This is a genomic window from Heyndrickxia sp. FW510-T9 (assembly GCF_058781025.1).
The window spans coordinates 121662-137160 of the sequence record NZ_JBYSWK010000004.1; the positions used below are offsets into that span (position 1 = coordinate 121662).

The 15499-nt window shown below is 37.1% G+C and carries 15 protein-coding genes; 9 read left to right on the top strand and 6 right to left on the bottom strand.

Annotated elements, in window-relative coordinates; genetic code table 11:
* Positions 1-34: 34 nt before the first annotated feature.
* Together AC3WJF_RS03745 and AC3WJF_RS03750 are read left to right on the top strand one after the other, a co-directional pair.
* Positions 35-463 carry a VOC family protein gene (locus AC3WJF_RS03745; protein WP_492449761.1) on the top strand — a complete coding sequence of 143 codons (429 nt, stop codon included), beginning with the start codon at positions 35-37 and terminating at the stop codon, positions 461-463.
* Between the two features lie 142 nt (positions 464-605).
* Positions 606-1061: a GNAT family N-acetyltransferase gene (locus AC3WJF_RS03750; RefSeq protein WP_492449762.1), complete on the top strand. Its 456-nt coding sequence runs from the start codon at positions 606-608 to the stop codon at positions 1059-1061.
* 98 nt (positions 1062-1159) lie between these two features.
* On the opposite strand, the gene AC3WJF_RS03755 is transcribed toward AC3WJF_RS03750, so the two are convergent.
* Positions 1160-1597, bottom strand: a complete 438-nt coding sequence (locus tag AC3WJF_RS03755) for an SRPBCC family protein (protein WP_492449763.1) — start codon at positions 1595-1597, stop codon at positions 1160-1162.
* 212 nt (positions 1598-1809) lie between these two features.
* Between AC3WJF_RS03755 and AC3WJF_RS03760 the strand changes: the two genes are divergently transcribed.
* Positions 1810-2757, top strand: a complete 948-nt coding sequence (locus AC3WJF_RS03760; RefSeq protein ID WP_492449764.1) for a phosphotransferase family protein — start codon at positions 1810-1812, stop codon at positions 2755-2757.
* Here AC3WJF_RS03760 and AC3WJF_RS03765 read toward each other — a convergent pair.
* A complete protein-coding gene (locus AC3WJF_RS03765) occupies positions 2754-2954 on the bottom strand; it encodes a DUF3951 domain-containing protein (protein ID WP_492449765.1) in 201 nt (66 codons plus the stop codon). The genes AC3WJF_RS03760 and AC3WJF_RS03765 overlap by 4 nt on opposite strands.
* 136 nt (positions 2955-3090) lie before the next feature.
* Here AC3WJF_RS03765 and AC3WJF_RS03770 point away from each other — a divergent pair, with 136 nt between their 5' ends.
* From AC3WJF_RS03770 to nagE, 4 genes are all read left to right on the top strand, one after another.
* A complete protein-coding gene (locus tag AC3WJF_RS03770) occupies positions 3091-3633 on the top strand; it encodes a GNAT family N-acetyltransferase (protein ID WP_492449766.1) in 543 nt (180 codons plus the stop codon).
* 213 nt (positions 3634-3846) lie between these two features.
* The gene (locus AC3WJF_RS03775) at positions 3847-4335 is read left to right on the top strand and encodes a PTS sugar transporter subunit IIA (protein WP_492449767.1); all 489 of its coding nucleotides are present in this window, start codon (positions 3847-3849) and stop codon (positions 4333-4335) included.
* A 193-nt stretch (positions 4336-4528) separates the two neighbouring features.
* A complete protein-coding gene (locus AC3WJF_RS03780; protein ID WP_492449768.1) occupies positions 4529-5356 on the top strand; it encodes a PRD domain-containing protein in 828 nt (275 codons plus the stop codon).
* A 320-nt stretch (positions 5357-5676) separates the two neighbouring features.
* The gene (nagE, locus tag AC3WJF_RS03785) at positions 5677-7143 is read left to right on the top strand and encodes an N-acetylglucosamine-specific PTS transporter subunit IIBC (protein ID WP_492449769.1); all 1467 of its coding nucleotides are present in this window, start codon (positions 5677-5679) and stop codon (positions 7141-7143) included.
* Positions 7144-7333: 190 nt separating this feature from the next.
* Here nagE and sdaAA read toward each other — a convergent pair whose 3' ends face one another.
* From sdaAA to AC3WJF_RS03805, 4 genes are all read right to left on the bottom strand, one after another.
* Complete coding sequence (sdaAA, locus tag AC3WJF_RS03790; protein WP_492449770.1) at positions 7334-8896, bottom strand: L-serine ammonia-lyase, iron-sulfur-dependent, subunit alpha; 1563 nt, start codon at positions 8894-8896, stop codon at positions 7334-7336.
* A 59-nt stretch (positions 8897-8955) separates the two neighbouring features.
* Entirely contained in the window at positions 8956-10134 is a 1179-nt protein-coding gene (locus AC3WJF_RS03795; RefSeq protein ID WP_492449771.1) for a M20 family metallopeptidase, read from the bottom strand.
* Between the two features lie 12 nt (positions 10135-10146).
* Entirely contained in the window at positions 10147-11379 is a 1233-nt protein-coding gene (locus AC3WJF_RS03800; protein ID WP_492449772.1) for an MFS transporter, read from the bottom strand.
* A 161-nt stretch (positions 11380-11540) separates the two neighbouring features.
* Complete coding sequence (locus AC3WJF_RS03805) at positions 11541-13868, bottom strand: helix-turn-helix domain-containing protein (protein WP_492449773.1); 2328 nt, start codon at positions 13866-13868, stop codon at positions 11541-11543.
* 205 nt (positions 13869-14073) lie between these two features.
* Between AC3WJF_RS03805 and AC3WJF_RS03810 the strand changes: the two genes are divergently transcribed.
* Together AC3WJF_RS03810 and AC3WJF_RS03815 are read left to right on the top strand one after the other, a co-directional pair.
* Positions 14074-14562, top strand: a complete 489-nt coding sequence (locus AC3WJF_RS03810; protein WP_492449774.1) for a hypothetical protein — start codon at positions 14074-14076, stop codon at positions 14560-14562.
* Positions 14563-14594: 32 nt separating this feature from the next.
* Positions 14595-15473, top strand: a complete 879-nt coding sequence (locus AC3WJF_RS03815; protein WP_492449775.1) for a phosphotransferase — start codon at positions 14595-14597, stop codon at positions 15471-15473.
* Positions 15474-15499: the final 26 nt, after the last annotated feature.

Here is a 15499-nt window from a genome sequence, read left to right on the forward strand (position 1 = left end):
CTGAAAACAAGGACTATTAATAAAGGAGGATTATATGATTCCGCAACGTGTAAGCTTAATTACAATCGGTGCCATTAATTTGCCATTATTACGCTCTTTTTATAAAGAATTAGGTTGGGAGGAAACGAGTGTTAGTACTGATAATTATGCTGTATTTAAAACAGCAGGGGTTCTTCTTTCGTTATTCCCAATCGATGAACTAGCGAAAGATGCAGGAGTTGATTTGTCCAATTCACAAGAATACTCTCGAATCACACTAGCTATTAATGTTGATAAACCTGATCATGTGGATACAGTGATGAATGTAGTTAGACAAGCAAAAGGGAAGGTTTTGCGTGAGCCTAGCGATGCTTTTTGGGGTGGTAGAACAGCCTATTTTGCTGATCCTGAAAACAATCTTTGGGAGATTGCCTGGAACCCATCATCTGTGTTTGATGAACGAGGTGCAATGATTGATTTTTAGGTTAAATGAAAAAGTAGCGACATCTGAGTTGGTGATTATCCTTTCGATGACCTGTAAAAAGGGATCTTCAGTGGTATATCCAACTCATGCAAGATTGAACTGTGCAATTTATACCACCTAAGGAAAATAGGAGGAATAAATAATGAGTCAAGAAGTATTGATTAGAAAAGCTTGTAATCAAGACATCCTCGGACTTTACGACTTAATGATGGAATACATCGTAGATTTTTATAAACAACAAAAGCCGAATGAAGATGAGTTAAAAGACTTAATAGAGCATTTATTAAAAAATCCCGTTAGCGGACTGCAATTTGTTGCAGAGTTAGAGGGAAGGTTGATAGGCTTTGCCACATTATATTTTACATTTAGTACTTTACGAGTAAAAAAGCAGGCTGTCCTAAACGATTTATTTGTTAGAGCTAATATTAGAGGAAAAAAAGTAGGAGAGAAGCTTTTCCAAGCATGTCTGCACTACATTCGAGAAAACGACTTTTGCTCCATGATATGGGAGACGGCAAAGGATAATGTGGCAGCGCAATCGCTCTATAAAAAAATGGGCGGAGAAATTTCTCCATGGGTGTTTTATGAAATGAGTTAAAACCCGCTAGACATAGACATTTTAAAAAAAGGATATCCAAAGGGATAAATTATAATTTCCAAAACGAAAAAAAGAGCCACTTGGCTCTTTTTTAAAATTTACTCCTTTACTAACCCGCCACGTAAATTATTTGCACCGTACTCTAAATATCCTTTTAAACAAGTCAACATGTAAACCCAGCCTTCTTTATTGTCGATCATTTGATAAATCAGCTCCGGATCATCATCCTTAAAGCCTTCTTCGTTTACTTCAATAATAGTTGTGGAAGGGTCTACCTCTTTTAGCGAGATGGTAACCACGTTTTCTGCTCCAACTGGTCCCCATAGGAAAACGATTTTTTTATCTTGCACAGCCTCTGTAATTTTTATTTGTAATTCTGCGTTATATTCTTCATATGTAAGAGTAATGGTCTTTCCTGTTTCCCATCTTTCAGAGCTAGATGACCACCAAAAATTTTTGATTTTAGAAGGATCAACAAATGCCTCGTATACGTCATGTGTTGGTTTTGAAATCATCATTTTTGTAAGGTTGTTCATATATCACACATCCTTTATTCATTAATGGATTCTTATTTAGGATATAAAAAATGCACAATGGATTCATCATTTGTGCGTTATTATCAGTATTAATATTTTGAGTTCATATACCTAGACTTCATTCAACATCATAACAAAAGATGAAAAATAAGTCTATATTTTCTTAATTTTCCTCTATATTATGGCAGTATAACAGGTAGGAGGGAAGAAAGGTGCATATTGGATTACATGAAATGATAAAATTATGGAGAATGATTTTTAAAGAGGACTGCAAGGTGGAATCCATCGAACAACTACATGGAGGAGCTCAAAAGGTAGTTTACAGAGTAACGGGGGATGATGGTTTTACTTGTATTTTGTATGTTTGGGATTGGTCGAAAAACTTTGTTTTAGCGCATCAAGCAAACCCAGAGTCGGAATCATATGGGGCTGAATTATTTCAGTATAATGCAAATTATTTAAAGAGAATCGGTGCTCGGGTTCCGGAGGTTTATTACATGGATAGGACAAAGACGAATTTTCCTTATGACTTTGCCATAGTAGAGGATGTCGGAAATATTGATTTAACTGAGTTTATTAGCGCTAATCCGGAACAGAAACTAGCTGTTTTGCGCAAGCTAGATAAAATGCTGCGACAAATGCATGCTCACCATGCTAGGCTATATGGTCCACTATACACTGCAGAAAGAATGGTAGATCAAACTGTATCATGCGAACAAATCATGTTAAAGGAAAGCTTAGAGGATATAGACTATTTGGAAGAACATGTTCCAAGTATAGCGGAAAACAAAGAACGGCTAATCAAAAAATTAATGAAATTATATAAAGATGTGAGTCCACGAAAAAGATACGGAATAATTCATGGAGAATTAGGACCAGACCATATAAGAGTTGATTCAAAGGGAAACCCCATTCTCATAGATATTGAGGGATGCAAGTTTTTTGATATTGAATATGAACATGCGTTTTTGGAGTTTCGTTTTGGTGAGAATTATCTTTATATACGGAATGATGAACTTGATCCGAAAAGGATGTTGTTTTACAAGCTTCATTTGCACCTTGCTTATTCAGCTGGTCCTATTCAAATTATCAAAAATGGCTTCCCGGATGCAGATTCTATGAAAGATATAGTGAAGGCAGCTCTTCAAATTCTGAGCTAATTACCTTGCTTTTCTTCATATTCAATGGTGTGTTTTGTGTCTTGAAGTTGCTCAATATGCTTCACGTCGATTTTTTTGCCAAGTGTATTATTGTCATATGGCGTGTATTGATTGGAAGGTAAGCTTTTCTTTTTCAACATTTTATATAAACTAAACCCAATTACTACAATTATAAGTGCTATAAAAATGTAGGGCATATATATCGACTCCTAAAATATTTTATTGGTATTATTATTCTCTTTTAAACCACAAATTTCCTTTTTTATATAATAGAAGGAGTTTTGTATGAAATAGAGGAATTTATTATTCATTAAGAAATAGAGGAGAAAACATATGATATTTCAAAAGGATGCATTACTTGTAAGAGAGCTTATGGAAAGGGATAAAGAAAAGCTAGTCAAGTGGCTTACTGATCCTCAAGTGCTTGAATATTATGAAGGAAGAGACCAGCCTCATGATATGGAAATGGTTACAAAGCATTTCTATAATCGAGAGAATAATAATGTAATAGGTTGTATCATAGAATACGAGAATGTAGAAATTGGCTACATTCAATTTTACCCGTTGGAAGAGGATGAGAAAGAAGAGTACGGATATGCTAGTACAAATGAAACTATATATGGTACGGATCAATTCATTGGGGAAGTCAATTATTGGGGCAAAGGAATTGGAAAGCATCTTGTAACATCCATTATTGAATTTCTAGTGAAGGAAAAAGGGGCCGATAGAGTAGTGATGGACCCACAAAGCTGGAATGAGCGTGCTATTACCTGCTACGAAAAATGCGGAATGAAAAAAGTAAAATTTCTCCCGAAACACGAAATGCATGAAGGGGAGCTTCGAGATTGTTGGTTGATGGAATATAAGAGGTGCTGACAAAATAGGAATAATTTGTGACAAAAATGTTAACGTTTTCACTTGAATTCAAAATAATTTCGTGATAGTATGTACCTAATACTTTAATAGTGCATCACATGTTACTGATACGATCAGGCATGGTGGTAATTAGAAGGATCAATTGTCATCCCCTTCTCTATACCGCTATGCCTTTTTTTGTTGTAAAAAATGTAATAAAGGAGTCCTATATAAATGTTTGCAAATCTTTTTAAAAAAACATCACTAGAAATAATTGCACCTGTTAATGGTGATATTCTTCCAATTGAAGAGGTTCCAGATCCTGTATTTAGTCAAAAAATGATGGGGGAAGGGATTGCTATTTTACCATCACATGGAGGGATTCATTCTCCGGTTGAGGGTACCATTATCCAAGTTGCACCGACAAAGCATGCGGTTGGAATTCTTGCTAAGGATGGAACAGAAATTCTTATCCATATAGGTTTGGAAACAGTTGCGTTAAAAGGAGAAGGTTTTACCGTTGCAGTAAAAGAAGGAGATAAGGTTTCCGTGGGTCAACTATTAATTGAGGTTGATTGGGATTTTATCGGAAAAAATGCGAAAAGTACGGTAACACCAATCGTGATTACGAATAGTGGGGAAGGAAATAAACAGTTCTCGTTCACAGAGGAGAAAAAAGGCATACAAGGTCAGACAGTTATGATTACAGCATCCGGAAAGTGATACACTTTTAATATAGTGAAGCTATTTTCGAATACATTTTTGCTTTTCGTAATTTGTTTTAAATCCTAAATCAGAATTAGTTTCGGGACATCTTTTCCTAAGGAGATTAAAGAGATTTATAAGATTTTCTTTTACAAAATCAAAATAGTTTAAGAAAAGAGCCTATAGTGAAAACAAGGAGATGGGGCTTCGGATGAAGATAACGAAGGTTCTGAACAATAATGCTGTCTTCGTGATGGATGGTTTACAGGAGAAAATTGCTGTTGGGTCTGGGATTGCTTTCGGTAAGAGGAGAAATGATATCGTAAATACAAAAAAGATTGAGAAGCTATTCGTAATGAAAGAGAACGCAAAGCTTCAGCAACTCCTAAGCCGAATTCCGGAAGAGCATTTTATCATCTCGGAAAAAGTGATTTCCTATGCAGAAGAATACTTGGGTACGAAGTTAAATGAGCACATACATATCGCATTAACCGACCATTTATCCTATGCCATTGAAAGGGAAGCTCAAGGTCTGCAATTAAAAAACAAGCTCTTGCATGAAATCAAAATCTTGTACAAAAAGGAATATGAAATCGGTCTTTGGGCTTTAAAATATATCCGGGATGCATGTAATATTCAAATGCCTGAGGATGAAGCAGGCTATATCGCCCTCCATATTCATACAATGAAAATTCAAGGTGGGGATATGCGCCAAACGCTGATTCAAACAACGATTATTCGAGACATTGTGAAATCGATAATGCATTATCTGAATATCAACGTAAAGGAAGATGATATATCATATCATCGGCTGATTACCCATTTAAGATTTGCATTAACTAGAATGAATCAGGACGAGGCACATACAATGGACAATGAGATGCTTGATATGATCAAAAGGAAATTTCCACTTTCCTACCAATGTGCTAAGAAAGTAGCAAAGGAACTATCCTCCAATCATGATATTAGCTTACCTGACCATGAATTAGGATATATTACTCTTCATATTGAGCGCTTAAGAAAGCAGTGGGTTGAATAAGCATTTAGCTTTTTCTATAAGGCTATGAATGTTAAATGTTGATTTAGCGGCTTTGTGAAAATTCACATCAGTTCAGCGCTCAACAAAAAACATTAAAATGGCCAGTATTAAAAAATATTTGAAGGGAGTGGTGCCACGGGCTTTAGAATTCCAGATTAGCAAACCAGCAAGTACTTATTGCGACTTAGACATTATTTTTAATTTATACTTACCTATCACTTCGGTTTGTGCGGAAAAATCATGTGGACACTTCTAAACTCCAAAAAAGACAATTTACTAGTTTTTAATAGAAAAAAATATTTAATAGGGGGAAATGAAAAATGGTAATGAAATATTTACAAGGAATTGGCCGCTCTTTAATGCTGCCAGTAGCAGTTTTACCAGCTGCTGCGATTCTAATGGGTATTGGTTATTGGATTGATCCTACAGGTTGGGGTTCTGGAAATGCCTTTGCAGCATTTTTAATTAAAGCGGGAAGCTCGATTATTGATAATATTCCAATATTGTTTGCCGTTGGTATTGCTTTAGGTATGGCAAAGGAAAGAGATGGGTCCGCTGCACTTAGTGGATTGGTTGCCTTCCTAGTCGTAACAACGTTGCTTTCAACGGATTCTGTGGCATTATTGAAACATATTGATGCAGGAAATGTAGATCCAGCGTTTGGTAAAATTAAAAACGCATTTATTGGTATTCTTTCGGGTATTGTTGCTTCCGTTATGTACAATCGGTTTAGTAAAGTACAATTACCAGATTTCCTAGCGTTCTTTAGTGGAAAACGTCTCGTACCAATTATGTCAGCGGTTGCTATGATTGTTGTTTCTGCTATTTTGTTCTTCGTATGGCCTCCTGTTTATACAGGATTAGTATCCTTTGGAGAAGGAATCAGTAAGTTAGGTGCATTTGGTGCCGGGTTATATGGATTCTTTAATCGTTTATTAATTCCAATTGGATTACATCATGCATTGAACTCTGTATTTTGGTTTGATGTTGCGGGAATTAGTGATATTACTAACTTCTGGGCAAGTAAAGGAACAAAAGGTGTTACAGGTATGTACCAAGCTGGATTCTTCCCAGTAATGATGTTTGGTCTTCCAGCGGCAGGTCTTGCAATGTATCATACTGCTAAAACAAAACACAAAAAACAAGTGGCATCTTTAATGTTAGCTGCAGGTTTTGCATCATTTTTTACAGGAGTTACAGAACCACTTGAATTTTCTTTCATGTTCGTAGCTCCAGCACTTTATGTTGTGCATGCTATTCTTACAGGACTTTCCTTATTTATTGCAGCACTATTCCACTGGACTGCAGGATTTGGATTTAGTGCAGGACTAGTTGACTTTTTGTTAAGCTTAAGAATTCCAATTGCAAATATGCCTTTAATGTTACTTGTGCAAGGCTTGGTATTTGCGGTAATCTATTATTTTGTATTCCGTTTCATCATTACAAAATTCAACCTTATGACTCCTGGTAGAGGCGAAGAAATGGAAGAAGGCGTAAGTGTAATGGAACAAGAAGTAGCAGCTACTGCTACTAGCAAAGGAAATAGATTTACTGCCATGGCTGGAAAAATTTATGAAGGCTTGGGCGGAGACGATAACGTCGTATCTGTTGATAACTGTGTAACACGTCTAAGAGTAGAAGTGAAAGACATGAATAAAGTGGATAAAAATAAGATCAAGTCCACAGGTGTTCCTGGAATCAATGTAGTCGGACCTACAAATATCCAAGTGATTGTCGGCACAAATGTTCAATTCGTAGCGGATGAGATTCATAAGATTCGCAGTTAATTATAAAAGATAAAACCTACTTTTTCAAAAAAGTAGGTTTTTTTCATGGAAAAGGAATATTGAACTTTTAAAAATATAGAGTGTGCAGGCGATAAAATTATATGGTTCTCCGAAAGCAGCTTTCCAACAATGACAGTTCCTTTTGCACCCATTCTCGTCCGTATTGCTTAAGTGGTGCCGAGCTAGTGTATTATTTAATTTGAACCAAGACAATTTCCTCAATAATCGGAATCTCTTTTTTCAATAAAGATATGAGTGTTTCTTTTACTTCATTATCGATTTCACAAATTGTAATTGCCGGACCATTCATCTTGGAACGTTCATTAGCCATGCGGGCTAGGTTTAACCCGTTTTGATAAAGAACTGCTGATAATTTTGAAATAAACCCTTTTTGGTCGGTATGACGGATCACAAGTGTTGGTCGCTCCCCAGAAAGTTTTAACGGATAATCATCCAATTCCTGTACTTCTACCTTCCCGCCACCTAACGAACTGGCTAATAGCTTAACAGCACGAGAGGCACCTTTCAATTCTACGAGAACGGTATTCGGATGGTAGCTCCCAAGCACTCGTTTCGTGAAATCGTATTGTAAGCCATTTTCTTCTGCTATTTCTTTTGCATTTGGAATCCCATCATCCATTGTTGTTAACCCAAGAACACCTGCTAATAGCGCTAAGTCTGTGCCATGGCCTTGATAGGTTTTAGCAAAAGACCCCATCAGCGAAAATTTCACATATAATGGATTTTCATGTAGAAGTTTGCGGGCAATGTTGCCTATTCGAACAGCCCCGGCAGTGTGCGAACTAGAAGGGCCAACCATTACAGGGCCGATAATCTCATAGGCGCTTTGGTATTTTGCCGGTCCGCTGTCACTTGTTTTTTCATTGAAAATCTTCTCTGTTATTTTTTTGCCTGTCGGAGTTCCGGCAAGACCTCCAATTCCCGTTTCTCTCAATGATTCTGGCATTTGTTGTCCGACCTCATGCATCACATGGATCACTTCATCAGGAGGGATAATGCTGACTACGCCCGCTAAAGCCATATCTGCGGCTGCTTGGGCCGTAATTGCATGTAAGCCGTTACGAATGATACACGGGATTTCCACAAGACCGGCGACCGGGTCACAAACCAACCCAAGTGAATTTTTTAATGCAATACCAACAGCGTTTCCTACCTGCTTCGGAGTTCCACCGGCAAGTTCCGTTAAGGTTCCGGCGGCCATTGCTGTTGCGGACCCAATTTCAGCCTGACAGCCGCCGGCAGCCCCTGATATGGATGCTTTATTTGCAATAACTAAGCCAAGGGCAGAGGCAGTGAACATGGAATGGACAATTTGTTCACGGGTAAATCTCCTGCTGTCTAAGGCATGAACAAGGACAGCTGGCAAGATTCCTGCTGAACCCGCGGTAGGTGTCGCCACAATCCGCCCCATTGCAGCATTTACTTCTGATACTGCAAGAGCATTTGCTGCCGCCGCTAATGTTGTCGGATGAACAAAGGAAATTCCTTTTTCAGCATATTGATGCAAACGGTGCCCATCTCCTCCTGTTAAACCGGTACGGGACATAACAGGGCCTGTTGTTCCCTTACGGACTGCATCTTCCATTACGCTAAATTGTTCCGCCATTTTCTCGATAATCGTTTCTCTGGGTAAGCCTTTTTGTTCGATTTCTGTAAGGATCATTAATTCATAAATGTGGCTTTGCTCCTGCTCTGCATGCTCGATTAATTCTTTTAAATTTGTAAATGACATATGATCACTCCCTTAAAGAAAACGGTTCTCATGCACAATGCATAAGAACCGCGCCTTTTTTATTGTCTAAAGTATTCCGCAACAACCGCTGCCATTGCTTTCGCAGCGATGATCAGGCTGTCCTCATTAATTTCAAATTTTGGATGATGATGTGGATAAACATGACCATTAGCAGGCTTTGCACCAACATAAAAGAAGCTGCCAGGAATCTTTCGTAAATAATATGCAAAATCTTCTGATCCTGATGCGGGTGGTGTCTCGAGTACTGCCTTAATTTCAGGTATTTCCGCCTTTTCAATCCCTCTTACAACGAGCTCTGTCATGGCTTTATCATTTACTAAAACAGGATAATCATGTGAATAAATTAAGTCATAGGTAATATCAAATTCTTGGGCAATCCCTTCTAAAATTCGCTTGAATTCTGTTTCCACTTTAGTGCGAACTTCACTAGACATGCTTCTTACATCCCCTTCAAGTTCGACACTATCCTTAATAATATTGAATGATCCCTTGCCGTCAAATGAACCGATTGTTACTGTCGCCATATCAAAAGGATTAATTCGGCGGCTAACAATTGTTTGGGCTGCAACAACAAAATGACTTGCCGCAACGATACTGTCATTACTTGTATGAGGCATCGAACCATGGCCGCCTTTTCCTTGGATTTTCACTTTGAAATAGGAGCGTCCAGCCTGCATTTCTCCAGCTCGGTAGTAGACCTCTCCGGTATCCGCAAGCGACATTAGGTGAATACCAAAAACATTATCAACACCTTCTAAACATCCATCTTCAATCATAGCAATGGCTCCCCCAGGAGGAGTTTCTTCTGCAGGCTGATGTAGAATAACGACATTTCCTTTTAATTGATCTTTCATTTCGATTAAGGCCTCTGCTAAAATCATTAAATAGGCAGTATGTCCATCATGACCACAGGCATGCATCACACCTGGATTTTTTGATTTAAAAGGTAAATCCGCCTCTTCCGTAATTGGCAGACCGTCAAAATCAGCGCGCAGGGCAACGGTTTTTCCCGGATGTCCGCCCTCAATGGTTACTACGATGCCATATCCGCCAACATTGGTTCTTACTTTTACCTCTTTTTCTTTATAAAAATCAGCAATGTATTGTGCCGTTTTCTCTTCTTTAAAAGATAATTCAGGATGTTGATGAAGATATCTGCGAATTTCTATCATTCTATCTTTTTTCTCTTCTAATCTTTGTAGTAAGTGATCTAACATTTTATACTCCTCCTATTGCTTTTTTGTTTGAACAGTCAAGGCAACGAGTCCGCATATTACTATTGCTATAGACAAGCTTATAAATACGAGAGTAAAGGATCCGCCTGCCCAAGATATTAATGCACCGAATGCCATTGGAGCTACAAAACCGCCAAGAGTTCCTCCAGTGTTTACGATTCCTATAGATGCCCCAATAACTTTCTCGGGCAAAATCTTATGCGGCCAAGAGAAGATGCCTACAAAGATGGTCGTTAATAGAAATGTAAGCACAAATAAAGAAGCAATGGAAAGTGCCAATGAATGTAAGAATACTAAACAGAAAAACAACAAGGCTGAAATGATGGAACAGCCCAATATCAATAATTTTTCCTTGCCTGCAAAATATTTTGTCAATAATGTACCTGCAAATACGGAGGCTATTGTACCCCCAATAGCGTTAACTGCTAGGATGATCCCGACTGTACTGATGGATAGTGAAAATTTTGCTTTTAAGAAAGTCGGCATCCATGACATATTCCCATAGAAGCAAATATTTGCAAACAACATGGCAATAAATAATATGATCACATTTCGATTCGTTATCACGGATCGAAAACTCACTTGTTTTGTTTTCGTTTTTGCTTGTGGAATGATATTTGGTGCGAAAAAAGTAACTAAAAGCAGCGAAATGAAAAAGAAAATAGCAAGTGTGTAGTAGGCATAGTGCCAATTTAAATCAATCAGCCTTGCTCCAATAACAAAGGCTAGAATCCCGCCAATTCCACTCGTTGCTAATATGAGCGATTGGACAAAAGTTCGTCTTTCTTTTGGGAAATTTTCCGCGACTCCTTTTGAAACGCTTGGTGGATAACCTGCATGGCCAATACCTGCAAAGAAACGAATCAGGATAAACGCAAGTAAGCTTCCGGCAAAGCTAAAGGCCAATGAAAACACGGTAATTAGTGCAAGAGAAAGCATTAATACTTTTTTATAACCAATCTTATCTGCAAGTGATCCTCCTGGTATTTGCATGATTGAATAACCTAGGAAAAATAAACTCATCATCAAACCGGTTTGACTTGTTGTGAGATGAAATTGGCTGGCAATTGGGATAATGGCAGTAGAAATCATATTTTTGTCCATATAAATGATGGAGTAGCCTGCCATTAAAGCTACAATTAACAAAACTTCTTTAGATTTCTTTGCCTTTGGTAATGAATTTATTGCTTCCCTTTGTTTCTCAATCATTTCCGGTGATAGAGACATAAAGGTCACCTCCGAAATCATAAATTATGAAAACGTTTTCTTATACAAATTATAAATTTTAGAGCGAAGGAAGACATTCCAAACATTGTCGAAAATATACCCTTTATTTGCCCTTTTTCATTATTTTGCTTAATCAAACAACAAAAAAAGACCATTAAGATTTAACCTAATGGTCTGATTTCAAAGAGATGAATCGCATTTAGCGTCAGAGTAGACTGTAAATAGAGCTCGGAATCCACTTTTTCCTCATAAATTTGTAAATCTGGATAGGCTCGCTGCTTAAGATACATAATGATTTCTGGGTCATGGATATCCTGATCACGGAGATGGAGCCAATTAAAATAAAATGCACCGTTATTTCGATCGAGAATGTACTTGCGAATTTGATAAGGTCCAGACGGCAGCCCTGAAATCACTATTTTCTTTTCTTTCGTTAAGGAATTTAAAAAGAAACTTTCGACAGAATAAGAAGGATTTACATAGGAATTATTGTAAATAGCCAAATGGTAACCTTGTTCGCCCTTCGTCAGTACGAAGTCGTCTCCTTCGGCTAAAATTTCAAGACCGATTTTTCCCATTAATTGAACGTTAAAAAATGCAGGACGTTTTATTTGATAATAATAAAGCAGGGCAATTCCGTTCATTTCAATATTTTCATGATCCATATTATTTTTTTCTAATGAGTGGGTATCGATCCAAAACCCTAAACCAGTAATCTCTTTTATCACGTCCAGCGTATCTTTAAAAATAAGGGCTGATCGAAAAAAACTTCCACTTAAATCTACTGTATTACCATAAAGGGTATTCCAATTTGTCAGGTAAATTGGTGTACTAGCTATGCCAGCTGAAGACAATTTTGCTTTTAATTCGATACAGGATTTTTTTATATAATCTTTTACGCTCTCAAAAGAACGGTTATCCATATTGGTAAAGTCAAGTTGTTGATTTGGATTGCAAGTAAAGCAAATCAGGTCACATTTATCTGACATTTGCTTTAAGAAATCACAAACAGGGACAGATATTCCTTTTTCTAAAGAAAATGGCACATGAACGCCGACTTTTGCGGCAGAAGTTCTCTTTTTCACCGTTTGATAAAAGTCTTGAAAAAAGGTAAAGGTTGTTTGATTCCACTCTGAGAAAACCAATTCAAACTGCCATTTTCCTACAAATTCGCCTCCAAAAAAACGGACACAGTGTAGCAAAAATTCATCCAGCATCTCTATATAATGTGGGAATCTAACGACTTCCTTTTCGTACTCAACACTTATAAATGGTACTAAACCTAGTTGTTGAAACTGGCTAAATAACGCATCAATCTTATAAAAATTCCCTCCTGTTCGCAATAACGGGGCTGTAATCGCAAAGGAGTCGGAAAATAGGTTTGTAAAATAAACATATTCAAATTGAAGCTGCTTCTGAATAAGCTTCAATTCTCTTTGAACTTCTTCGTTTAGTGCATATTCCAGCTGTCCAATTATTAATAATCGCTGTGGTTTATTCCGAATAAGAACGGACTCTTGCGGTAGGTTTATATGAACCGTTGAAACTCCAGATTCATTCATCACAACACTTCGGTCCTTCGGTGAAAGGTACTTCCTCAGTTCGATTAAAAAGTCTGGTGATGTCACCAATGTATATTGTTCGTTTATATTATTGACTTCCTGGAAATCGGACGGTTCTTTTTTATGTAAACTTCGATATTCAGCAGGTGTTTCATTATACATTTCTTTAAACGCCTTGTTGAACGCCTTCCCATTTGGAAAACCATTATTTAGAGAGACTTGTGTAATGTTATGATCGGTATATAGCAGCTCTTGAATAGCTGATTTCAAACGAACCTGCTTAATATATTGTGAAAAACTAACGCCAACTTCTTGCTTAAAATAGCGCGATAAGTAGTATATGGATAAATATTGCTGTTCCGCGATTTTTTCTAATGATATTGGTCTACGAAAGTTTTTTTCAATAAAAACAAGGATGTCTCTCAGTCTTTCATCCTTCATTTCCATAAATCTATTCTGGCCAAGATAGGTGGTTTTAAAATTCCGAATGAGGATCGTAACTAACTTGTAAATTAGGCTATTAATTTCAAGTTCATATCCATCCTTTTTTTGATAATGATCTATCAAAATTTCCGCTAATAGTTGACGGATTTGATTAAAAAGAATATATAACCGATTATCTTCTTTGGAAGAGCAGCAATCGAAGGTACACTCATAAATCTCCGGATAAAGATGCTCAATCGAATGAAGGGGGATTTGCAACAATAAGACGACATTATCTTTATTCCCGTTAATGGTGTGGACATGATTGGGATTAATAAGTAGAACTTCATTTTCAGTCATATGGTAGGAATCTTGATTTACTTTCACTTCAATGTCTCCTCTAATAATGAGAAGAATTTCCATTCCTAAATGGATATGCTGTGAGTGATGGCGAATATTTTGCAAACTGATTTGATAAGAATCTTCTATAACACGTTCGGACACGAACATTCACCTCAAAAATGTTTAAAATCAATATTACAAGGGACAGGAATAGTCTCGAAATACATTATATTCTTTTAGTCCATTCTGAACAAATTTGCGCTTATTAATTGGGGGGTATTATACAGGTGGTCCCTAAGGAAATATAGTTTTGCGAAAATCAATAAAATAAAGGAATATTGCACATCCTAAAAATGGAGGTGTGCAGATGAAAAAACCGAAGTTCCTTTTATTTTTAATTATGATTCTGCCGTGGTTTACGCTACCGTTTTTAGGTGGAAAGGCGATAAAAAGATTTCTACCGGCAGCAATTTTTATAAGTATGGTATCCAAAGTAATAGATATCATCGCAGAGAAACGCAATTGGTGGAAGTATTATACAACCATTCATCCGCTGTTAAAAGGCAGCGCACCACTTGTCCTCGGTCCTTTTTTTGCATCGGCTTTTTGGAGTTTAAAAAACACCTATGGAAAATTTATATCCTATATATTAAGTAATCTTCTTTTACATGTAGCATTTGCAACTATTGGTATGTCGATCTTGAAACGTTTGGGGATCACTTCATTAATTAAACTGAATCGTGTTCAACTTGTCCTTGTTCTGTTATTTCGAGCATTGGTACTATACGGATTTCAATTTACGAAGGAGAGCATAGAGAAAAAAAGGAATAAGCAGATGCTTACTCGAAATTATTAGAGAGATTTATTTGAGGAAAGCAGGTTTTGCAAGTGGAATTACAGTTTTTATTCGAAGATACCATCATAGAAATTCAGGAGCTTAGCCCTGGTTACTCTGGACATGCAAGTGATGTTTGGCTTGTTAAAACAAACGATCAAGAGGTAGTGGTGCGCTCCTCCAGATTAAAAGAAGAACCAAACAATGATTTTTGGTGGGGCTGCAAAAATACATTTGGGATAGATCCGAGAAATGTATTTGCATTGGAAAGTGTAAATAATACTTTAAGTAAAATTAGTTCTATGCCTGTACCAAGAGTAATTAGAATAGGAAAATCAAAGAGAGAGTATGTTGTCGTTGAAAAATTAGATGGTCAGGTTGTTCCATCTTTTATTAATCAGCCTTCATCTGTACTGCGGAGTCTTGGGGAAGGATTGGCAACAATCCATCAACATCGAGAAAGCTTTGCCGGAGATCCTTCTGGAATTTTTCAAGTGCCTCTACATCAATTTCATCTACACTTAAGCAAGAGTGCATCCGAACTAGTTTATAGATTTCACTCAGACAATGAAAAAATAGTAACCATGCTGCCAAAGATCACGGAACTTTTCAACTTATTGCCACATCCCGAATCCTCCACGTTTGTGTTAGTGGATATAGACCCTTCCCAATTTTTATCTAATGGCAAGGAGATTACGGGATTAGTAGATACGGAAGCCTATGTAATAGCACCGAGAGAGCTGGATTTTATTGGATTAGAGTACATATTGGATGAGCAATCGGCAAAGGAATTTAAGATTGGTTATGAAAAAATCATGCCTATTCCTGATTTGCAGGAGTTTCGACTTCCATATCGATATTTTTACCGATTATTATCTGTGCAAGGAGATGTTGATTTGGATGAGTGGTTGGGACATAAGGCTCTATTTTAGTGATGAAAAAACTCCATGAATTTTTC

Bases quoted from the DNA above. Each gene is read 5' to 3' on its own strand.
- AC3WJF_RS03800 (WP_492449772.1), bottom strand. From the start codon at position 11,379: ATGTCTCTATCACCGGAAATGATTGAGAAACAAAGGGAAGCAATAAAT.
- AC3WJF_RS03780 (WP_492449768.1), top strand. From the start codon at position 4,529: ATGAAGATAACGAAGGTTCTGAACAATAATGCTGTCTTCGTGATGGAT.
- AC3WJF_RS03770 (WP_492449766.1), top strand. From the start codon at position 3,091: ATGATATTTCAAAAGGATGCATTACTTGTAAGAGAGCTTATGGAAAGG.
- AC3WJF_RS03750 (WP_492449762.1), top strand. From the start codon at position 606: ATGAGTCAAGAAGTATTGATTAGAAAAGCTTGTAATCAAGACATCCTC.
- AC3WJF_RS03775 (WP_492449767.1), top strand. From the start codon at position 3,847: ATGTTTGCAAATCTTTTTAAAAAAACATCACTAGAAATAATTGCACCT.
- nagE (WP_492449769.1), top strand. From the start codon at position 5,677: ATGGTAATGAAATATTTACAAGGAATTGGCCGCTCTTTAATGCTGCCA.
- AC3WJF_RS03810 (WP_492449774.1), top strand. From the start codon at position 14,074: ATGAAAAAACCGAAGTTCCTTTTATTTTTAATTATGATTCTGCCGTGG.
- AC3WJF_RS03795 (WP_492449771.1), bottom strand. From the start codon at position 10,134: ATGTTAGATCACTTACTACAAAGATTAGAAGAGAAAAAAGATAGAATG.
- AC3WJF_RS03745 (WP_492449761.1), top strand. From the start codon at position 35: ATGATTCCGCAACGTGTAAGCTTAATTACAATCGGTGCCATTAATTTG.
- AC3WJF_RS03755 (WP_492449763.1), bottom strand. From the start codon at position 1,597: ATGAACAACCTTACAAAAATGATGATTTCAAAACCAACACATGACGTA.
- AC3WJF_RS03765 (WP_492449765.1), bottom strand. From the start codon at position 2,954: ATGCCCTACATTTTTATAGCACTTATAATTGTAGTAATTGGGTTTAGT.
- sdaAA (WP_492449770.1), bottom strand. From the start codon at position 8,896: ATGTCATTTACAAATTTAAAAGAATTAATCGAGCATGCAGAGCAGGAG.